Annotated in this window: 20 protein-coding genes and 1 tRNA gene; 12 read left to right on the forward strand and 9 right to left on the reverse strand. The window is 63.4% G+C overall.

The genetic code is table 11. The features are described from left to right. Positions 1-7: 7 nt before the first annotated feature. The 3 genes from NP945_RS27355 to NP945_RS27365 all read right to left on the reverse strand — a co-directional run bounded on the left by NP945_RS27355 (position 8) and on the right by NP945_RS27365 (position 3,091). The gene (locus NP945_RS27355) at positions 8-832 is read right to left on the reverse strand and encodes a carbohydrate ABC transporter permease (RefSeq protein ID WP_013528984.1); all 825 of its coding nucleotides are present in this window, start codon (positions 830-832) and stop codon (positions 8-10) included. Next, positions 829-1,698, reverse strand: a complete 870-nt coding sequence (locus NP945_RS27360) for a carbohydrate ABC transporter permease (protein ID WP_023811708.1) — start codon at positions 1,696-1,698, stop codon at positions 829-831. Before NP945_RS27360 ends, NP945_RS27355 begins: the two co-directional genes overlap by 4 nt. A gap of 160 nt (positions 1,699-1,858) precedes the next feature. After that, entirely contained in the window at positions 1,859-3,091 is a 1,233-nt protein-coding gene (locus NP945_RS27365; RefSeq protein ID WP_256748067.1) for a sugar ABC transporter substrate-binding protein, read from the reverse strand. A gap of 178 nt (positions 3,092-3,269) precedes the next feature. Here NP945_RS27365 and NP945_RS27370 point away from each other — a divergent pair, with 178 nt between their 5' ends. The 3 genes from NP945_RS27370 to NP945_RS27380 are packed head-to-tail and all read left to right on the forward strand — an operon-like array spanning position 3,270 to position 6,020. Then, positions 3,270-4,058 carry an SDR family oxidoreductase gene (locus NP945_RS27370; protein WP_256748068.1) on the forward strand — a complete coding sequence of 263 codons (789 nt, stop codon included), beginning with the start codon at positions 3,270-3,272 and terminating at the stop codon, positions 4,056-4,058. A 2-nt stretch (positions 4,059-4,060) separates the two neighbouring features. Then, positions 4,061-5,128 (forward strand): ABC transporter ATP-binding protein, encoded by a 1,068-nt coding sequence (locus NP945_RS27375; RefSeq protein WP_256748069.1) that lies wholly within the window; start codon positions 4,061-4,063, stop codon positions 5,126-5,128. Between the two features lie 10 nt (positions 5,129-5,138). After that, positions 5,139-6,020, forward strand: a complete 882-nt coding sequence (locus tag NP945_RS27380) for a MurR/RpiR family transcriptional regulator (RefSeq protein ID WP_127268067.1) — start codon at positions 5,139-5,141, stop codon at positions 6,018-6,020. A gap of 19 nt (positions 6,021-6,039) precedes the next feature. Here the strand turns inward: NP945_RS27380 and NP945_RS27385 are convergent, their stop codons facing one another. Further along, positions 6,040-6,357, reverse strand: a complete 318-nt coding sequence (locus NP945_RS27385; RefSeq protein ID WP_127322139.1) for a DUF167 family protein — start codon at positions 6,355-6,357, stop codon at positions 6,040-6,042. A 13-nt stretch (positions 6,358-6,370) separates the two neighbouring features. Beyond that, positions 6,371-6,661 carry a YggT family protein gene (locus NP945_RS27390; RefSeq protein ID WP_023811703.1) on the reverse strand — a complete coding sequence of 97 codons (291 nt, stop codon included), beginning with the start codon at positions 6,659-6,661 and terminating at the stop codon, positions 6,371-6,373. Positions 6,662-6,917: 256 nt separating this feature from the next. Between NP945_RS27390 and NP945_RS27395 the strand changes: the two genes are divergently transcribed. From NP945_RS27395 to NP945_RS27420, 6 genes are all read left to right on the forward strand, one after another. Next, positions 6,918-6,993, forward strand: a tRNA-Ala gene (locus NP945_RS27395). A 348-nt stretch (positions 6,994-7,341) separates the two neighbouring features. Next, positions 7,342-8,091: a helix-turn-helix transcriptional regulator gene (locus NP945_RS27400; protein WP_256748070.1), complete on the forward strand. Its 750-nt coding sequence runs from the start codon at positions 7,342-7,344 to the stop codon at positions 8,089-8,091. Between the two features lie 530 nt (positions 8,092-8,621). Next, complete coding sequence (locus NP945_RS27405) at positions 8,622-9,584, forward strand: SagB/ThcOx family dehydrogenase (protein ID WP_236382936.1); 963 nt, start codon at positions 8,622-8,624, stop codon at positions 9,582-9,584. Positions 9,585-9,652: 68 nt separating this feature from the next. Continuing rightward, on the forward strand, positions 9,653-9,907 hold the full coding sequence (locus tag NP945_RS27410; protein ID WP_127268063.1) for a hypothetical protein: 255 nt from the start codon (positions 9,653-9,655) through the stop codon (positions 9,905-9,907). 4 nt (positions 9,908-9,911) lie between these two features. Beyond that, positions 9,912-10,172, forward strand: coding sequence for a hypothetical protein (locus NP945_RS27415; protein WP_127329798.1), 261 nt, complete (start codon positions 9,912-9,914; stop codon positions 10,170-10,172). A gap of 121 nt (positions 10,173-10,293) precedes the next feature. Continuing rightward, positions 10,294-10,614 (forward strand): hypothetical protein, encoded by a 321-nt coding sequence (locus NP945_RS27420; protein ID WP_256748071.1) that lies wholly within the window; start codon positions 10,294-10,296, stop codon positions 10,612-10,614. A gap of 149 nt (positions 10,615-10,763) precedes the next feature. Here NP945_RS27420 and NP945_RS27425 read toward each other — a convergent pair whose 3' ends face one another. The 4 genes from NP945_RS27425 to NP945_RS27440 form a co-directional block, all read right to left on the reverse strand. Next, positions 10,764-11,723 carry a TonB family protein gene (locus NP945_RS27425; protein ID WP_256748072.1) on the reverse strand — a complete coding sequence of 320 codons (960 nt, stop codon included), beginning with the start codon at positions 11,721-11,723 and terminating at the stop codon, positions 10,764-10,766. Continuing rightward, the gene (gene exbD, locus NP945_RS27430; protein ID WP_256748073.1) at positions 11,720-12,187 is read right to left on the reverse strand and encodes a TonB system transport protein ExbD; all 468 of its coding nucleotides are present in this window, start codon (positions 12,185-12,187) and stop codon (positions 11,720-11,722) included. Before exbD ends, NP945_RS27425 begins: the two co-directional genes overlap by 4 nt. Before the next feature lie 4 nt (positions 12,188-12,191). After that, the gene (gene exbB / locus NP945_RS27435) at positions 12,192-13,163 is read right to left on the reverse strand and encodes a tonB-system energizer ExbB (protein WP_127272292.1); all 972 of its coding nucleotides are present in this window, start codon (positions 13,161-13,163) and stop codon (positions 12,192-12,194) included. Between the two features lie 65 nt (positions 13,164-13,228). Next, positions 13,229-14,020: an ATP-binding cassette domain-containing protein gene (locus NP945_RS27440; RefSeq protein WP_256748084.1), complete on the reverse strand. Its 792-nt coding sequence runs from the start codon at positions 14,018-14,020 to the stop codon at positions 13,229-13,231. Positions 14,021-14,198: 178 nt separating this feature from the next. Here NP945_RS27440 and NP945_RS27445 point away from each other — a divergent pair, with 178 nt between their 5' ends. From NP945_RS27445 to fhuB, 3 genes are read left to right on the forward strand one after another with little or no spacing between them, the layout of a single operon-like run. Next, positions 14,199-16,418, forward strand: coding sequence for a TonB-dependent siderophore receptor (locus NP945_RS27445; RefSeq protein ID WP_256748074.1), 2,220 nt, complete (start codon positions 14,199-14,201; stop codon positions 16,416-16,418). A gap of 25 nt (positions 16,419-16,443) precedes the next feature. Then, positions 16,444-17,304, forward strand: a complete 861-nt coding sequence (locus tag NP945_RS27450) for an ABC transporter substrate-binding protein (RefSeq protein ID WP_127272291.1) — start codon at positions 16,444-16,446, stop codon at positions 17,302-17,304. Next, positions 17,301-19,304, forward strand: a complete 2,004-nt coding sequence (gene fhuB, locus NP945_RS27455) for a Fe(3+)-hydroxamate ABC transporter permease FhuB (protein WP_256748075.1) — start codon at positions 17,301-17,303, stop codon at positions 19,302-19,304. Before NP945_RS27450 ends, fhuB begins: the two co-directional genes overlap by 4 nt. The last annotated feature ends 73 nt before the right edge of the window (positions 19,305-19,377 follow it).

Here is a 19,377-nt window from a genome sequence, read left to right on the forward strand (position 1 = left end):
ATAGGCGTTATTTGACCGCCCCGAGCGCCAGCCCGCGAACGAGGTAGCGCTGCAGCCAGATGAACAGGATGGCCACCGGCAAGGTCGCCAGCAGCGTCGCGGCCATGACGTGGTGCCATTCGATGGTGTAGCGGCCGGCGACCAGCGAAAACACCTGGATCGGCAGCGTATAGCTTTCCTGGCTGCGCAGCATGGTGAGCGCCACGACGAATTCGTTCCAGGCATTGATGAAGGTGAAGATCGCGGTCACCGCGATCGCCGGCAGGCACAGCGGCAGGAACACCTTGCGCAAGGTCAGCCAGCGGCCGGCGCCCTCCATCCAGGCGGCTTCCTCGAGATCGCGCGGAATGGTGTCGAAATAGCTCTGCAGCATCCACACCGTGAAGGCGACGTTGAAGGCCATGTAGATGAAGCCGAGCGCCGTCGTGCTCTCGACCAGGCCCCAGGCCGCCATCAGCCGGAACAGGCCAAGCACCAGCACGATCGGCGAGATCATCTGCGAAATCAGCAGGAACTGGCGCAAGGCGCCGTAGCCGGCAAAGCGGAAGCGCGACATCGCATAGGCCGCCGGAACCGAGATCAGGATGGCGCCGACCGTGGCGATCACAGACACGTAGAGCGAATTGAGCAGCGCCTGGCCAAAGCCGGTCGCCACCCACATGTCGGAAAAATTCGACCAGCGGAATTCGCTCGGCCACCAGGTCGGCGACAGCACTTCCTGCCTCGGCTTGACCGCGGTCAGGAACATCACCGCGAAGGGAAAGAGCGTCACCACGATCAGCGGCGCCAGCAGCAGCCAGGCGATGATGGAGCGTTTCAGCTTGCTCGTCATGTGCGTTGCTCCCGCATCGCCAGCCGCACATAGATCATGGTGAAGACCAGCAATATGGCGAACATCACCAGCGACACCGCCGATGCTTCGCCCAGCTTGCCGATGCGGAAGGCCAGCTTGTAGAGATGGGTGACCAGGATATCGGTCGAGTTGGCCGGGCCGCCCTGCGTCATCACCCAGATGATCGGGAAGGAATTGAAGACGTAGATGGTGTTGAGCACGATGGCGATGTTGATGAACGGTTTCAGGAGCGGAAAGGTGATTTCGCGGAACTGCTGCAGCGGCGTCGCCCCTTCGAGCGCCGCCGCCTCGTAGAGATCGTCCGGAATCGACGACAGCCCGCCGAGAAAGATCGTCGTCGTGAACGGCACCGTCACCAGGATACCGATCAGCACCTGCATCGGGAAAGCGGTCTCGGCGCTCGCCAGCCATTGGATATTGTGATCGATGAGCCCGAGGCCGATCAGCGCCGAATTGAGCATGCCGCTTTCGCCGCTCAGCGCCCAGCGCCAGACCACCGCGGTCATGGTCAGCGACACCGCCCAGGGCAGCATGATGATGACGCGGGCGATGCCGCGGCCATAGAAATCGGTGTTGAGGATCATCGCCACCGGGATCGACAAGAGAAGCGCACCGCCGACCACCATCACCGTCCATTGGCCGGTGCGCCAGAGCGCGGCCGTGAAATCGGGATCGGCAGCGAGTGCCGCGAAATTGGCGAAGTCGTTGAAGTCGCGAAGCTGGCCGAAGCGGCTGACCTCATGCGTCGAGATCTGGATCAGGTCCCAGACCGGCCAGAAGATGACCACCGCCGCCAGAAACAGGCTGGGCAAGGTCAGGAGATAGGGCAAGAAACGATTTTGCATCTGCTGGCCTGCAACCTCGGCGCGCTGGATCAGAAGGTTCTGCTTATGCGAATTTCGGATCCGCCGCACCGGGCCGGGAACCTAGGTGTGGCGCGCCCCGCCTGAGTCTGGGGCGCGCCACGGGCGCAGGGAGATACGCCCTATTTCTTCAGCACGGCCTCTATTTCTTCAGCACGGTGTTGGCCTTGGCGGCCGCGTCCTTCAAGCCCGCCTCGGGGTCGCCGCCGAGATAGATCTTCTGCATGGCGTCCGACGTGATCTGGGCGACTTCTTCCCAGCCCGGAATGACCGGCGCGAAGCGGGCGTCGGGCAGCAGCGCGGTGAACGCCGCCAGATCGGCATTGTTGACGTAGTAGTCCATCCTGGCCTCTTCCTTGTTCACCGGCAGGAAGCCTTCGCCTTGCGTGAACTTGGCGCGCTGTTCCGTGGTGAACAGGAAATCGAGCAGCTTCCAGGCTTCGTCCTTGTTCTTGGAGTTCTTGAACATGATGATGGAATCGGTCACGCCATAGGTGCCGCGCGCGCCGGTCGGGCCGGCGGGGATGGCTGCAACGCCGTATTTCAGGTTCGGCGCCTCGTCCTTGATCTGGTTGGACAGGAAGGGTGCGGTGATCATCATGCCGACCTTGCCCTGCTTGAACAGGTTCTGCACGTCTTCGCGGTTGTTGGAGGTGACGCCGGGTTCGGTCAGGCCTTCGTCGATCATCGACTTGTAGAGCTTGGCGGCCTCAAGCGCACCTGGCGTGCTCAGGCCCGAAGTGCCGTCCTTGTTGAGGATCTCGGTGCCCTGCGACCACATCGCATAATAGTAATAGACGTCGGTCTCGATCTCCTTGCCCTGCAGGCCGAAGCCGAACGTGCCCGACCCCAGCGCCTTGATCTTGCGCGCATCTTCCTGCAGCTCGGTCCAGGTTGCCGGTGGCTTGGCGATGCCGGCTTTCTCGAACAGCTCCTTGTTGTAGTACATGGCGCGCGCCGAGGCCGCGATCGGCAAGCCGTAGGTCTTGCCGTCCATGATCGAGGGCGACAGGAAGGTGTCGATGAAGCGATCCTTGAAGTCGGGCTTGATGTAGCCGTCGAGCGGCTCGGCGACATCCTGCTGGACGAAGTCGATCAGCCAGCGCGTGCCGATGATCGACAGATCGGCATTGGTGCCGGCGGTGATGTCGGTGGTCAGCTTCTGCAGCAGCACATCCCACGGCACCACTTCGAACTTGACGGTAATGCCGGGGTTCGCCGCCTCGAATTCCTTCTTGACGTCGGCGAAATAGGGAGCAGTCTTGGCGCTGTACTCGGCCACGGTGACCCGCACCTCGCCCGCATCCGCCTGCGCCGCAATTGCCAGCATGCTCATTCCGGCCATCAGGCCGACAGTCCATTTTGCAAGGCTCATTTGATCTCTCCCATTGGTGTTGCGCCTGCGCGCCTCTCCGTGCCGGAGCAGAAGATTATGTGACTTTCCTACATTATCGATGATTTGAAGGCTTGCAAGCGGATTATTCTGTTGCTTAATTACATTTACAGGCCTAGGCCTTATGCGATCTGTCAGAGCTCCCGGAGGATGACGCACGGTGGTTTCGCAATCCGAGTTCGAAGGCAGGGCCGAGTTCGAAGGCAAGACCGTCGTGGTGACGGGTGCCGGCGGCGGCCTCGGCACGGCCATCGTGGCGCTGATGGCGCAAAGAGGCGCCAAGGTCGTCGGTTGCGATCAGTCAAGCGAGGCGCTGAACAGTCCGCACCTTGCCTCCCGCCATGTCTTCGATCTTCTCGACAAGCCATCGATAGCCACGGCGGTCGCCACGATCCTAGACCGGGATGGCGTGCCCGACATTCTCATCAACAATGCCGGCTGGACGCGCGCCGAGACGATTTCGGCACTCGATCCCGACAGAATAGAGCAGGAACTCGATCTCAACCTGACTGGCGTGATGAATTTCGCCGACCCGCTGGTCAAGGCGATGGCTGGCCGCGGCTCGGGCAGCGTCGTCTTCATCTCCTCGGTCAACGCCATCGCGCATTTCGGCAATCCGGCCTATGCCGCCGCCAAGGCCGGCATCAACGCCTATGCCAAGGCGATCGCCGTCGAGCTCGGCCGCAGCGGCCTGCGCGCCAATGTCGTCTGCCCCGGATCGATCCGCACCGCCGCCTGGGACCACCGCCTTGCCAAGGATCCCGAAATCCTCGGCAAATTGCAGCGGCTCTATCCGCTCGGCCGCATCGTCAACGCCGCGGAAGTGGCGGAAGCTGTCGCCTTCCTTGCGTCCGATCGCGCATCGGGAATAACAGGCGTGGTGATGCCCGTGGACGCGGGACTGACCGCCGGCTGCCTGCCCTTCATCGACGACATATTGGGAGCGTGAGCATGACCGATGTCGAGTTTCGCGATCTGTCGAAATCCTTCGGCCAGCACAAGATCCTCGAGAACATCAGCCTCGATATCAAGAGCGGCGAGTTCGTCGTCCTCGTCGGCCCGTCCGGCTGCGGCAAGTCGACCTTGCTGCGCATGCTGGCCGGCCTGGAGACGATCACCTCCGGCGACCTGTTGATCGGCGGCGTGCGCGCCAATGCGCTGCCGCCGCAGCAGCGCAACATCGCCATGGTGTTCCAGTCCTATGCGCTGTTTCCGCATCTGAAGGCAGCTGACAATATCGGCTTTGGCCCGAAGATCCGCGGCGAGACGCGCACGGTGATCGATGAGAAGGTCAAGAAAGCGTCCGGCGTCCTCAATCTCTTCTCCTATCTCGACCGCTATCCCCGCCAGCTGTCGGGCGGCCAGCGCCAGCGCGTCGCCATGGGCCGCGCCATCGTGCGCGAGCCGTCTGTGTTCCTGTTCGACGAGCCGCTGTCCAACCTCGACGCGCAATTGCGCGTGCAGATGCGCGTCGAGATCAAGGCGCTGCACCAGCGGCTGAAATCGACGATCGTCTACGTCACCCACGACCAGATCGAGGCCATGACGATGGCCGACCGCATCGTCGTGATGGACCGCGGCAGAATCCAGCAGGTCGGGGCGCCGCTGGAACTCTACGACAGGCCTGCCAACAAGTTCGTCGCCTCCTTCCTCGGCTCGCCGTCGATGAGCTTTGTGTCCGGTTCGCTCAAGACGGCGCTTGAGAAAACCTGGTTCGAATCGGCCGGTGGCGGGCGGCTTGCGCTTGCCGGCAAACAGGTGCCGGCGCACAGCGCGGTGGAGGCTGGCATCCGGCCCGAGCATTTTATCGTCGGCGAGGCTGTCGACGCGATGGCGATCAGAGTGGATGTCGTCGAGCCCACCGGCTCCGAAACACATGTCTATGGCGCTATCGGTGCTGATACGGTACGCGCCGTGTTCCGCGACAGGGTGCCGGTCAGGCCGGGAGACCTGCTGCCGGTCTCGGTCGACCCCGGCAACATCCATCTGTTCGACAAGGCAACGGGCCTGCCTCTATGAGAATAGCAGCATGAAGACGCCGGCCGACATCATCACGCGGCTGCAGCTGATGTCGCAGGACGGAACGAAGTCGGATCGCAAGCTGGCCGGCTTCGTGCTGGCAGACCTCGATTTCGTTTCCAAAGCGGCGATTTCGGAAATTGCCTTGCGCGTCGGTGTCAGCGAGCCGACGGTGACGCGGTTCTGCCGCAACCTCGGCTGCGAGGGCCTGCGCGACTTCAAATTCTATCTGGCGCAAGCCATCGCCATCGGCGGCCAGTATCTGTCGCCGGAGCCGTTGAGCCGCGATGCCCGCGAACAGCGCATCGCTTCCGCCATCACCGAAGCGGCGATATCGGCCATCCAGCGCGCCAGCGAAAACCTCGACATGACGACGCTGGTCGCCGTCGCCGCACGCATCGCTGTTTCCGGTAATGTGCTGTGCATCGGCTCCGGTGGCATTTCGTCCATGATGGCGACCGAAATGCAGAACCGGCTGTTCAGGCTTGGCGTGTCGGTGCTGGCGCAGATCGACGGACAGTTGCAACGCATGTACGCCGCCGTTGCCACCCCCGACACCACGCTGATCGCCTTCTCCGTCTCCGGCTATGCCAGATCGGTCATCGATGCGGTGCAGGTCGCCCAGCAATATGGCGCCACCACGATCGCCATCACCCCGCCGGACTCCGCACTCGCCAAGGTCGCCGACACGGTCATCCATTTCCAGTCGCTCGAGGATGGCAATATCTACAAGCCGACATCGTCTCGCTATGCGCTGCTGTCGATCGTCGACATGATCGTCACCTCGGTCGCCGAGACGCGCGGACCAAGGGTTTTGGAGAATCTGCGCCGCATCAAGCAGAGCGTGAACACGTTGAAAGTCGACGATCCGCGTTTGCCATTGGGCGATTGAGCCCCTGCGGCCAAGGACATCAGGACTGGCGGCCGAGCGCCTCGATGCTTTTCGCCAATTTCGCCGGATCGCCTTCAATGCGCACGGTCTTCAGCCGCGCGGTGCCGCCGGCGACAACCGAGACAGCGGACCCAGGCACGCCCAGAGCCTTGGCCAGCAGCTTTTCGAGCGCATGATTGGCGGCGCCGTTTTCCGGCACGGCGCGGACACGCGCTTTCAGATGGCTTCGCCCGTCCGCCGTGGTCTCGAAACCTTCGAGCCTGTCCAGCGCAGCCTTTGGCGTCAGCCGGACAAACAGCTCGGCGCCGTTTTCGCGAAGGCGAAACGGCGTGCTCATAAGGTCATCCTGCTCACAGGATCAGAGGCGCCACCGTGGTGAGCAGAAACTGCCGCAGGAAGAACAGGATCAGAAGCAGGATGATCGGCGAGATGTCGATGCCGCCAAGGTCCGGCATGAAGCGGCGGATAGGCCGCAACGCCGGCTCGGTCAGCCGGTAGAGCATGTTGCCGATGGAACCGACGAACTGGTTCTTCGAATTGACGACGTTGAAGGCGTAGAGCCAGGAAAAGATCGCCGAGGCGATGATGATCCACCAGTAGAGGTCAAGCGCCATGACGATTGTTTGAATGAGGGCGAGCATGCCGGTCTCCAATTGTTGCCGACATGTAGCCATTGCACGCGAAACCGGCAAGGGCCGCCTTTCTGTGGGGCGCCAATACCGGCCCGGTCGGACTGTAGGGCATGTCGCCGACACCCCAACGAAGGCGCGAATACACAAAACCGGCAAGGGCCGCTTTCCGCCGGCGCCAGATCGACGCTTGACGGCACTGGATTTCGGCAAACCTCCGCCTTGACAGGAAACCGCGGCGCCCGATAAATGCGCCCATCCGCTGGACGGGGCTGTAGCTCAGCTGGGAGAGCGCGTCGTTCGCAATGACGAGGTCAGGAGTTCGATCCTCCTCAGCTCCACCAGCGGAATAATTCTCCACGCTGCGCGCCAGATGCCCATCTCTGCGCCACATGCAGTCCGCGACGCTCGTCCCGGCTTGCCCCCGCGGTTGGCATTTGCTGTGCCAGCGCACCTTAAAAGGCCGCGCTACATCGCCTATTTCGCAATATCCGGCAAAACTTTTGTCAATTGGACTTATGGCGGAAGAGCTCGCTGATTGTTTCCGTTTTTTTTGGAAACCACCCCACTAAATTGAGGTTACCAAATCAGTTTTTTCTGTGCGTTGTGACCAGGGCGTTTCGGCGGGGGCGACCGGAGACGCTATATCGATTTCGAGTCGAAATGAAAAATCCGCCTGCGGAAGCAAAGACGTGTCAATTCGCGACAATCTCGCTGCAAACCTTAGACGGCTGTGCAAGGACCATGCCTCCGTAAGTGCGGTATGCCGTGAGCTGCGCATCAATCGCACGCAGTTCGAACGCTATCTGCAAGGGCAGACCGTTCCCAACAAAGCTACCGCCAAGCTGATATGCGATTACTTTCGGATCGACGAAGCCGAACTGTACCAGGATCCCGGCGCACCCGAGCCGGCGATGCGTGGCCTGCCGCCGGTTTCCGAGAGCCTGTTCAACCAGATGATCCGCCCTCCCAGTCCTTCGATCGCGGGCGGCACCTATTTCACCTATTTCTCGATCCCGGGCCGCCTCGACCTCCTGATGCGCTCGGTGACCTTCGTGAGGCGCGAAGCCGAACTGGTCACCTTCCGAAGGGTCACCGGATGGTCGGAGCGCCGGGGATCGACCTGGGCACGAGCGCGCGGCAATCACTATGGCGTGGCGATCTCGCGGCTGAACTGGATCTATTTCAGCGGCATCAATCGCCGCCAGACCGGGGAGCCGTCGCTGATCTCCGTGCAATGGGCTCCCATCTCCGAACCGGTGCTGATGGGCAAGGCCATGCTTCTGACGGAGGCCGGCCCGGCATTCGTGTCCGTCATCATGCGGCGCGACATTGCCAACATCCACCAAAGGGATGCCATCAGCATGGCGCATGTCATCAATCTCGACGATCCGGGCGTCGATCAACTGGTTGTCAGCCTCACCCGGGACGGGTTGGGCTAACCCCTCGGATCGCCGTGTCTTACGCCAAATAAGAATAAGCGTACGCCGATTAAGCGTATGCCAACGATTGTCTACTCTGTATCTGAATAAAATCGATATTTTACACTTTAATGCCAGGAAAGATAATCCACGGGTCCGTCTTAGGCTCGTGGTTTTACTATAATTTTAACAAACCATTAACTCTTCCGACCTTACCTTTCTTCACGCGGATCCCGTTCCGGGGGTCTTTCAACGGATCCCAAATTGGGGTCAGGAAAGGGATGAAAATGGCCAAGAAAGTGACCAATGCTCCGAAGCTGACGATTGCCGCCGGCACGCAGACCGTCTTCTTTTCGCAGGGCATGCACTACAACAAGCGCTGAAGCCGTTCTGCGCCGACGAGCGTCTTGCTTGTCGGCGCCTCGGCTCCGCAGATGGCAACCAGCTTCATGAAAATGCGCTCTTCGAAAACGCTTGTTTTCTACCCCGGACCGAACAAGGTCACGGCATGCAACTTCCTGACCAGAAGCGTGTTTGAATGCAGTCCTGAGATGGTCGGCCTTCTCGCTTCGTGGGACAAATGGGCATCGACGGCGGACATTGCCCGCGCCCATGGATGGTCGAAGTCCGAGTTGAAGGCTGTCGTTCCCCAGTTGCTCGATTTCTCCGCGCTGGTCACAGCCGGATCGCCTCTCGCCGAGCAGGAGGAACAGTTTTCAGGACAATGGAGTTGGGGGCTTCCGACGGCGCTGATGCATTTCTGCGTCCAGGACAGCGAATACATGACCATCGAGCAAGCGGAAGAGCGGCAGATAGAACGCGCCGGCCATACGCCGCAGCCGAACCTCATGCTCAAGAATTCCGCAGGCGCCATCCAGCTGCCGAATGCACTGGAAGACAATGAACTTCTCAGCTTGATGGCGCGGCGCCGCACCAACCGCACGGCGGCTCAGCCCACCATCACGGCCAAACAGCTTTCCGATTGCCTGTTCGCAGGGCTCGGCATCATCGGCGAGACCGCCAATTGCGTTGGCACCCTGCCGCTCGGCATGACCCCTTCAGGCGGCGCGCGAAATCCCTATGAGGCCTATGTGGTCGCGCTCGGCGTCGATGGCCTCGAACCCGGTGTCTATCACTATTCCGCCGCGGATCACGACCTTGGCAGGATTTCCGCAAACCATCTGCCGAAAATCTCCGAACTGGTCGGCGGACAGGAGTGGGCCGACGCCATGCCGTGCCTTGTCCTGCTTTGCGCCAAGCTAGATCGCACGATGTGGAAATATGAGGACGCCAACGCCTATCGTGTCGTGCTGATCGAGGCCGGCCATATCGGCCAGAACATCATGCTGGCAGCGACCAATCATGGCCTGTCGGCATGTCCGACAGCCGCGCTCAGCCATTCCGCCATCAAGCGGCTGCTTGGTCTCGACAGTTTCACCGACGCACCGATCTATGCCTTGACCCTCTCGACGCCGGAAAGAGATCCGTCCACGGCGGGCCAGTCCATCAATTAGCCGACCAACTATGTGCATCACAGCCAGTAACGCGTTCCCTAGGGTATAACCAGAGACAGGAGCAGCACGTGCCAAATCAATCCTTACGCCAGTCGGAAATCGATAGCCTTCAATATATTTCGTCGATGACCAATGAGCTCGTGCAGATGGCCGAAGCAAGCCGTTTTCCGATGATCTCCTATCTGCTGGGCATGGCCTATGCAGAGGCCTTCGACGTTCTTCGCGGCGCACGGCCGGCCAGGCATGCGCAGCTCAGCGGCAACCCGCTGCACCCCAAGGCGCAGGCAAAGGACACTCGGGCCGCCCAGCCACGGAGAGCGTAGCGACATGCAATCGTCAGCCGCATGCGCGGTGGCCGGCTCGACCTCCCGGCCAAACCGCTGGGAGACGCTGTGCGCGTTGCAAAGCCTGCTGCCGTTGCTGAAGAAGGCCGCGACGGACCTGCGCCGCGCCGACATGGTCTACTGGTTCGAGCAGGCCGACGCCGAGGTCGCCAACATCATCAGGGGCCACCCCTCCGATGCAACCGCAATCCCGGCCCTGATTGCATCCTGCCCGCAGGACCGGCATCCGGTCGCTCAAGCTTGATGCATGTCGCCCGCCAAAACGCGACGCGTTCATTGGCGCCGCTGAAAATGCTCTGATCACCAGTTTTTCAATTTCAGACCGGAACCTATTGCGCGTCTGGAATGCCAAGGGGGACCTGCACATGAACATGATAGCCAACATCAGAAGCGTCGATGCCAGGGAAGGCGTTTTCAGCCGGCTCGACGTCTTGATCGCCAGGCGGCCGCCATCGCCTGACTCCGCGCGGGTCGAGGCCCGCCAACTCGTCTCGATGGCGATTGCCGACAGCTGCCAAGCCGACAGTCTCTGGGGTACAGTGGACGCTTTCCACGCCCATTTCGACTTTATGATGCAGACCATCGAGATCAACGGCGCCGATGACCCAGGCCTCGGGCCCTTGCGCACGAAATGCCGTTTCTATCTCGAACAGATCGAGGCCCTGAGTCTGTCACTGGCCTATTGACAGGCCGGCCCGAACAAATTCGGACCTAGAGCAATTCCAGGAAAAGTGTGAAACGGTTTTCCCGGGAAAACGCAGAGCGTTTTCCCTTGGAATTGCGTCAAACCAAAGAATTAGAGCAGTTAGCCGTTTCCGTGAAACGGTGAACTGCTCTAGTTGCGCAGGCTGAACACGAACGGCGCTGTACGGCTCAGACGCGAGCCGAGTTCCGGTGGCGGTTTCGGCACCGTGGCGCCTTGCAGCACAGCGAGCGCCGCACGGTCCAGATCCGCATCCCCCGAGGAACGAGAGAGCCTGGCAGACAGGACCCGGCCGGACGAGTCGACCGTGAATGCGACATATGGCCTGCCCTCCACGCGTCGGGCCTTGGCAGAGCTGGGATAGCGTGTGTGCCGCTTGATCCAGGCGCCCAGACGGGAGTCCCATTTGCTGGAGCCGCCGGAGCGAGACGTCGATTCCGCCGCCTTCGGCGCGGCGGTCCTGGCCGCGGGCCGTGCGTCGGCGCTGGCCACGGTTGCCGTCTTCGGCGGAGCCGCCTTCTCCTTCTTAGGCCGCGGCTTGGCCTTCTCGACAGGCTTTTTCGCCTTGGCCGCGACCGGTTTCTTGTCTTTGATAATTTCGACCGGTTTCGGCTGCGGCAAGGGAATGACGACGTCGGGCGTGACAGCCTCGACCACATCCGGAATGACCTCATCCGGCGGCGGCTGATCGACCTGTTCAGCCATTTCGGCCTGGGTAGGTTCGGTCCGGGTGGCTTCGGTCTCGTCTGGCGCGACCGCTTCCGGCGGCTCGACAACCGGCTCCGCCTTTTCGACCGGTTCTTCAGGTGTCGGCTCGGTCGTCGGTGTCGGTTCGGTCTGATCTGGCGTCACCGCGTCCAGCGCGGCGACCTGCTCTTCCACGGCCGGCATCACCACCATCGGTGCCATCTCGATCATCTGCGCGGGGGGTGGACCGCCATCCACTTCGGTGACCATTGTGAGGTTCTGCACTGCGTAGGCGACCGCGACATGGGCTCCAAGGACCAGCGCGGCAGCACCGGCCCACAAGCCAAGGTCGCGCCAACCGAAGCGCGACAGCTGGACCGAGGGCACGGCGACCGCTTGCGTCATGGCGCCGCCGCACCAGTGGCTGCGGGCGCCGGGGCATTGGACGCGGGAGCCGTCTCCAGGCCGACCAGCGCGATCTTCAGATAGCCGGCACCGCGCAATAGATTCATCGCCTCCATCAGGTCGCCATAGGCGACCGCCTTGTCGGCGCGCAGGAAGATGCGCGTCTGCTTGTCGCCCTTGGTCTTGGCGTCCAGCGTCGTGGCGAAAGCCGGGCGCGGCACGCCGTCATTGCCGATCGCCAGCGTCAGATCGTCCTTCAGCGTCAGGAACAGCGGTGTCTCGGGCCTCGGCGCGGGCGTTGCCGTCGAACCAGGCAGGTCGACATTGACATCCACCGTGGCCAGCGGCGCCGCGACCATGAAGATGATCAAGAGCACCAGGATGACATCGATGAACGGGGTGACGTTGATCTCGTGGCTTTCCTCGAGATCGTCATCCATGGTCTGTCGGATTCTGCTTCCCATGGCGCTACTCCGCCGCCAGTGGCGTTGCCGGCGCCACGGTGCGGAAGTCCAGGTCGCGGCTGACCAGTCGTTCGACCCCGGCCGAGGCATCGGCGAGGATCTGCCGATAGCCGGCTATCGAGCGTGCAAAGACGTTGTAGATGACGACGGCCGGTATGGCCGCGACCAGGCCCATCGCGGTGGCCAGCAGCGCTTCGGCGATGCCCGGCGCGACCACAGCGAGATTGGTGGTCTGCGCCTGCGAGATGCCGATGAAGGCGTTCATGATGCCCCAGACAGTGCCGAACAGGCCGACGAAGGGCGCGGTCGAGCCGATCGTCGCCAGCACGCCGGTGCCGCGCGACATGCGCCGCGCCGCCGCCGCCTCGATGCGCGACAGGCGCGACGTGACACGCTCCTTGAGGCCATCGCCCGAGACATGATCGAGCGCGCCGGCCGAGAGTGCGGTCTCCTCCTCAGCCGCCCGCACCAGCAGCGCGCCGGGCCCGCCGCTGCGGTCGAGGGTGCGGCTGGCCTGCTTCAGCGTGGCGGCCTCGCCGATCGCCCGCACGGCGCGACGAATGCGCAGCTTGCCGCCGAAAAGCTCCAGCGACTTGGCCAGCCATATCGTCCAGGTGACGAGGGAGGCAAAGGCCAGCCCGATCATCACCGCCTTGACGACAATGTCGGCCGCCATGAACATGCCCCATGGCGACAGGTCATGCGGCAAGGTCAACTCCATCGCCGTCGAAGGTCCGGCCTCAGACGGCGCGCCCGTGTTCGGCTGGGTGCCTGGCTGCGAAGGCGCCATCGTGGCGGGCGGAGCGACTGCCGGTGCGGAGGGTGCGGGTGCAATCGGCGCTGGGGCTGCGGGAGCAGCCGGGGTGGGGGCTTCGACCGCCGGCGCGGCACCGGCGGGTTGCTCCTGGGCCATCGCGCTGCCGGCCGACAGGATGACGGATGCGACCAACGCCGCCAACAAACCAGTTCTCGACAACAGCTTCTTCCTTGTTCTCACAGCGGCCTGCCGCCTTCTATTTCCCGCCGCCGCATCAGATATTGTCACTGCACATAGCCGACAGGCTGGCCGGTGACGGGGTGCGCGAACACGCCCATCTCCACACCGAAAATGCCTTTCAGCACATCGCTGCGCATGATTTCGCCTGGTGTGCCGCGCGTCAGCAGCTTGCCGTCCTTGAGCGCGATCAGTTCGTCGCAGTAGCGCGCCGCCATGTTGGGATCGTGCAGCACGACGACGACGCATAGGTCGCGTTTGCGGCTGAGCTCCTTGACCAGCCCGAGCACCTCGACCTGATGGGCGATATCGAGCGCCGAGATCGGCTCGTCGAGCAGCATGACGCCGGCGTTCTGCGCCACCAGCATGGCGAGCCAGGCGCGTTGGCGCTCGCCGCCCGACAATTCGTCCACCAGCCGGTCGGCAAAACCCTCCATATCGGTCAGGGCCAGCGCCTCCTCGACATGCTGCCTGTCCTCGGCGCGGAAACGGCCAAGCGCGCCATGCCAGGGATAGCGCCCGAGCGTCGCCAGTTCGCGCACGGTCAGGCCGGTCGCCGCGGGCGTCGTCTGCGGCAGGTAGGCAAGCGCGCGGGCAAATTCGCGGGCGCCCCATTGCGGCAGCGGACGTCTGGCGAAAGTGATGGCGCCTGAACTCGCCGGCTGCTGGCGCGCCATGAGCTTGATAAGCGTCGACTTGCCCGAACCATTGTGGCCGATCAGCCCATAGACGCGCGAGCGCTGCAGTTCGAGCGAGACCGGACCGAGCAGCGTCCGCTCGCCGACGGCAAAGCGCACCGCGTCGATATGGAAGGCAGTCTGGGCATCAATTCCAGCCATGCTCATGGCTTTTCTCCAGTGCGGCCGCCCGCATTTCCAGATTCCGGCATTTCGACGGGTCGTGCCCGGTTGACTATGAAACATGACCTTACTAGTCAACATTGAAGATGACTGCAACGATCAACAAATCGTCGCGACCGGCAATATCGGCACGAAATTTGGAAACAGGGCGCACCAGATGATTTCAGGACATGGACCGATTTGGCAGAACCGGATAGCGCGCAAGCGCCTGCTGATCGCAACGGTGTCGCTGCCGGCCCTGCTTGGCTGCGGCCATGCACTGGCCCAGGAGACGGTCACCACCACCCTAGACCCGATCAAAGTCCAGGAACGTGTCGAAAGCGCTTTCGGGCCGGTCAAGGGCTACGTTGCCACAAAGGGCTCCACCGGCACCAAGACCGACACGCCGCTGATCGAGACGCCGCAATCGATATCGGTCATCACCAGGGACCAGATGGAAGCGCAGGCCGTCGACAGCCTGAACAGCGCGTTGCGCTACACACCCGGCGCCACCGGCAATCTCTACGGCACCGACAATCGCGGCCTCGGCCTGCAGTTGCGCGGCATTTCGAACGCCAGCGGCGTCTTCTACAGGGACGGGCTGCAGCTCAAGGAGAGCAATTTCACCCTGTTCACCGCACTCGATTCCTATGGCGCGGAACGCTACGAGGTGCTGCGCGGACCGGCGTCGGTGCTTTATGGCCAGGCAAGCCCCGGCGGCATCATCAACTATGTCAGCAAGCGGCCAACCGAGGAAAACCTGCGCGAGGTCGAATTCAGTGGTGGCAGCTTCAACCGGTATGAAGGCAAGTTCGATTTCAGCGGTGCCGTGAACGCCGACAAGTCGCTGCTGTTTCGCCTCACCGGTGCCGCTCACATGGGCGACACGCAGATCGATTTCGTCAAGGACGACCGCATCTTCATCGCGCCGGCGATCACCTGGCAGCCCGATGCCGACACCAGCCTGACCATCCTCGCCAACTATCAGCGCGACCGCTCGGGATGGGCGATGCAGTATCTGCCTGCCTACGGCACGGTCATACCGGGCAAGGACGGCAAGTACCTGCCGAACAGCATGTTCGTCGGCGAACCCGGCTTCGACTCCTACAACAACGACCAGGCTTCGATCGGCTACGAATTCGATCACCGTTTCAATGAAACCTGGCAGGTTCGACAGCATGCCCGCTACGTCCACCTCACCCACACCGAGGAGGGCGTCTTTGGTGGCGGACTGACGGACTCGAACGGCCTGGAACCTTCAAGCGGCGACTACTACCGTTATGCAGATGCCGGCGGCACTAAACTCAGCGGCGTCACCATCGACAACCAGGCACAAGCCGATTTCGACACCGGGCCGCTCGCCCACACGCTGCTCGTCGGCCTCGACTACAAACGCTATACTTACCGCGACTATGCCTCGGAAGGGACCGTCGAGGACGGTTTCAACGTCTTCGATCCGGTTTACGGGTACCCGATCACCGATCTGACGCCCTACACCGATACCGACACCACCCAGCAGCAAGTCGGTCTCTATGCGCAGGATCAGGTCAAGCTCGGCAACTGGCGGCTGACCCTTGGCGGCCGCCAGGATTGGTCGGACGCCAAGGTCTACGACAATCTGGCCGGCAGCTACATTCCCGAGCAGAAGGACAACGCCTTCACCAGCCGGGCGGGGCTCGTCTATCTCGCCGACAACGGGCTTGCGCCCTATGTCAGCTACTCCGAATCGTTCCAGCCCGTGGCCGGCGCCGACAGCGACGGCAATCTGTTCGTGCCCGAGACCGGCAGGCAGTACGAGATCGGGCTGAAATACCAGCCGACCGGCTGGAACTCCTTCATTACGGCATCGGTTTTCGACCTGACCCGGCAGAATGTCGTGCGTTCCGGTAATGAGGGCTCACCCAACGATCTGTTCCAGACCGGTGAGATCCGTTCGCGCGGCGTGGAACTGGAAGCCGTGGCGAGCCTGGATGCGGGCCTCGATCTGAGAGCGGCCTACACCTACCTCGACACGAAGATCACCAGGGCGACCGCTGTCGAAGACGTCAACGGCGTCTGGGTCAGCAACGAGGGCAACACGCCCTTCGGCGTGCCAGCCCATTCCGCATCGCTCTGGGCCAATTACACCTTCATGGGCGGCAAGCTCGAAGGTCTCGGCCTCGGCGCCGGTGTCCGCTATGTCGGCTCGACCTATGGCGACGACGCCAACAGCTTCAAGGTCCCATCGGTCGTGCTTGCCGACGCGGCGGTGCATTACGCCTGGCAGAACGCCACGCTCAGCCTCAATGCCAGCAATCTGTTCGACAAACGCTATGTCGCCTCCTGTTTCTCCTCGGGCTTCGGCTGCTTCTACGGCGAAGGCCGCAGGATCAACGGTTCGGTGAAATACACATGGTAGAAGCAATGTGGCGGGCCGGCCCAAAATGGCGGCGCTGACACGGCGCCAGTATCTTGCCGGCCTCGCCGCGACCGGCCTCGCTTTGCCGGGCGGCATGGCACGCGCGGCACCTGCCCGCGTCGTCTGCCTGGAATGGACATCGGCCGAACTGGTGGTCTCGCTCGGCCTGTCGCCGCTCGCCGTCGGCGACACCAGGGGTTATGGCGACTGGGTGCAGGGCCCGGCGCTGCCGCAGGCCACCATCGACCTGGGATCGCGCAGCGAGCCCAATATCGAACTGCTTCGGGAATTGCGGCCCGACCTGATCGTCGGCGCCTATGGCTATGGCTTGGACGAGAACAGCTTCACCAGATTGGCGCCGACCTTCAACGTGCCGTTCTACAGCGGCAAGGCTCCACCTTACGCGCAGGCGCAACAGGTGACGCTGCAGCTTGGCGACATGCTTGGCCGCAGGACGGAAGCAGAAAACCTTGTCGGGCGCACCGAAGCCTCGATCGCCCAAGCGCGTGCCAGGCTGGAGCGGGCGGTGCAAAAACCGGTCTGCGTCGTCAGCATGTTCGACGATCGCCATGTCCGCGTCTACGGCGCCGGCAGCCTGCTGCAGGATGTCCTCGACCGGCTCGGCCTCGTCAACGCCTGGACCGGCGCCACCAATGAATGGGGTTTTTCGACGGTCGGCATCGAGGAACTGGTCGCCGTAGGCGAGGCGCAACTGATCTCGCTCGATCCGATCCCGCCGCACGTCAGGATCAGGATTGCCCGCAGCTCGCTCTGGGCCAATCTGCCCTGCGTCCGGAACGGCCAGGTGCGGACCATTCCGCCGGTCTGGCCGTTCGGCGGTCTCACTGCTGCCGCGCGTTTCGCCGAATTCGTGGCAGCGGCATGATCGCTCAGGCAATGTCCCTGCCGCGACAGCGCGACGGCATCGGCGCGCTCATCCTGCTGGTGGCCGTGCCCGCGGGCCTGGCACTGATGCTGACCATCTTCGAGCTCATCAACCTTTTCCCGACGCACTTGTGGTGGCATGCGCTCACCGCTCCCGACACATCCGATCCAGCGCAGTTGCTGTATCGCTATGCCTTCCTGCCGCGTGTCGCGGTCAGCATGCTGGCCGGCGCGGCACTTGGTCTCGCCGGTGTCGTCATGCAGCATGTGCTGCGCAACCCGCTGGCCGAGCCGACCACTATCGGCACCAATGCCGGAGCGAGCCTCGCATTGGCGGCCGCCACCCTCTACGCACCATGGTTGCTGGAAGGCGGCCGCGAAGGCGTGGCGCTGGCTGGCGGCGCGCTCGCCACATCAGCCGTTTTCGCACTGGCGCGCGGGCGCAGCTTTTCGCCAGTGTCGATCATCATCGCCGGCCTCGTCGTCAGCCTCACTTTCGGCTCGGCCGGCGCGCTGCTGATGGCGCTCAACCGCGAATACACCGAGGAGCTGTTCATCTGGCAGAGCGGCTCGCTGGTGCAGAATGGCGACGCGGCGGTCGTTGTTCTGGCGCCATGGCTGCTGGCCGGCATCTGCGCCGCGCTCCTGCTCTGGCGACCGCTACGCCTGCTCGACCTCAGCGACGACGGCGCGGCATCGCTCGGCACCCGGCCGGCCGTCATCCGCCTTGCCGGCATGACAGTCGCCGTCTCGCTTAGCGCGCTGGTCGTCGCCGAGGTGGGCGTCATCGGTTTCGTGGCGCTCGCCGCCCCGGCGCTGGCGCGGCTGGCCGGAGCGCGCACGCTTGGCCGCCGTCTGGTCTGGTCGCCGCTGGTCGGCGGTGCCCTGCTCTGGCTCACCGACCGCCTGGTGCAGCATCTGCCGTTCACCGGCGAAATCCCCGCCGGCACCGCGACCGCTTTGCTCGGCGCGCCGCTGCTGCTGTTCCTGTTGCCGAGAATGCGAACCACCCCCGAAAGGCAGGCCGACATGGTGTCGTCGATACGCCTGCCGACAAACGGCCTGCCGTTGATCGCGGGCCTGCTGGCGCTCATCCTCGCGGTTGTCCTCGCCATCGGCTTTGGCCGTGGCGCAGGCGGTTGGCACTGGATCGCATCCGCGGATTTGACCGAGCTGCTTGCCCTGCGCGCGCCTCGCGTCGTCGTCGCCCTGTCGGCGGGCGTCCTGCTCGCCGTCGCCGGCACGCTGATGCAGCGCATGACCGGCAACCCGATGGCCGCACCCGAGGTCCTGGGCATTTCCGGCGGCGCCTCTTTCGGCGTGCTGGCGCTGCTGTTGCTCAGCGACGGCTTCGACCGCGCGGCAATGCTCGGCGCCGCCCTCGCCGGCGCCTTGCTGGCGCTGACGATCGTCGTGCTGGTCGGGCGGCGCAATGCCCTGTCGCCGGAACGGCTGCTGCTTGCCGGCGTCGCCGTTGCGACGGTCGCGTCCGCCTTCGCCGCGCTGCTTCTGGCCAGCGGCGATCCGCGCATGGACTTCCTGCTCGCCTGGCTGTCGGGATCGACGTATCGCGCAACGCCAACGGATGCCTTCACCGCCGCAACGGTCGCGGTCACCGTCCTCGCGCTGGCGCCGCTGACCGCGCGCTGGCTCGATATACTGCCGCTCGGCGAAACCGCCGCGCGTGGCCTTGGCCTGCGACTCGGACGTGTTCGCGCCACATTGCTTGCGCTCACCGCATTGGCCACCGCAACCGCGACATTGGTCATCGGCCCGTTGAGCTTCGTCGGCCTGATGGCGCCGCACCTCGCACGCATGCTCGGCTTCCGCCGCGCCGTGCCGCAGCTTCTGGCCTCGGCCATGACAGGCGGGCTGATCCTCGTTGCCGCCGACTGGGCAGGGCGGACGCTGATCTTTCCCTGGCAAGTGCCGGCCGGCCTCATCGCCGCCTTCGTCGGCGGCCCCTATTTCATGGCGCTGATGTGGAAAGGCAGGCAATGAAGTCCGTCCTGGCCTATTGCCGCCCTTGCGCTGCCGATTGTAAGCAGCGCCCACCGATGACGGCCGGCGCGCT

Source organism: Mesorhizobium sp. LMG17149, assembly GCF_024518695.1.
In the GTDB taxonomy this organism is placed as follows: domain Bacteria; phylum Pseudomonadota; class Alphaproteobacteria; order Rhizobiales; family Rhizobiaceae; genus Mesorhizobium.

Coding starts and splice junctions, on each gene's coding strand:
- NP945_RS27355 (WP_013528984.1), bottom strand. CDS start 832: ATGACGAGCAAGCTGAAACGCTCCATCATCGCCTGGCTGCTGCTGGCG.
- NP945_RS27360 (WP_023811708.1), bottom strand. CDS start 1,698: ATGCAAAATCGTTTCTTGCCCTATCTCCTGACCTTGCCCAGCCTGTTT.
- NP945_RS27365 (WP_256748067.1), bottom strand. CDS start 3,091: ATGAGCCTTGCAAAATGGACTGTCGGCCTGATGGCCGGAATGAGCATG.
- NP945_RS27375 (WP_256748069.1), top strand. CDS start 4,061: ATGACCGATGTCGAGTTTCGCGATCTGTCGAAATCCTTCGGCCAGCAC.
- NP945_RS27380 (WP_127268067.1), top strand. CDS start 5,139: ATGAAGACGCCGGCCGACATCATCACGCGGCTGCAGCTGATGTCGCAG.
- NP945_RS27385 (WP_127322139.1), bottom strand. CDS start 6,357: ATGAGCACGCCGTTTCGCCTTCGCGAAAACGGCGCCGAGCTGTTTGTC.
- NP945_RS27390 (WP_023811703.1), bottom strand. CDS start 6,661: ATGCTCGCCCTCATTCAAACAATCGTCATGGCGCTTGACCTCTACTGG.
- NP945_RS27405 (WP_236382936.1), top strand. CDS start 8,622: ATGGTCGGCCTTCTCGCTTCGTGGGACAAATGGGCATCGACGGCGGAC.
- NP945_RS27415 (WP_127329798.1), top strand. CDS start 9,912: ATGCAATCGTCAGCCGCATGCGCGGTGGCCGGCTCGACCTCCCGGCCA.
- NP945_RS27420 (WP_256748071.1), top strand. CDS start 10,294: ATGAACATGATAGCCAACATCAGAAGCGTCGATGCCAGGGAAGGCGTT.
- NP945_RS27425 (WP_256748072.1), bottom strand. CDS start 11,723: ATGACGCAAGCGGTCGCCGTGCCCTCGGTCCAGCTGTCGCGCTTCGGT.
- exbD (WP_256748073.1), bottom strand. CDS start 12,187: ATGGGAAGCAGAATCCGACAGACCATGGATGACGATCTCGAGGAAAGC.
- NP945_RS27440 (WP_256748084.1), bottom strand. CDS start 14,020: ATGGCTGGAATTGATGCCCAGACTGCCTTCCATATCGACGCGGTGCGC.
- NP945_RS27445 (WP_256748074.1), top strand. CDS start 14,199: ATGATTTCAGGACATGGACCGATTTGGCAGAACCGGATAGCGCGCAAG.
- NP945_RS27450 (WP_127272291.1), top strand. CDS start 16,444: ATGGCGGCGCTGACACGGCGCCAGTATCTTGCCGGCCTCGCCGCGACC.
- fhuB (WP_256748075.1), top strand. CDS start 17,301: ATGATCGCTCAGGCAATGTCCCTGCCGCGACAGCGCGACGGCATCGGC.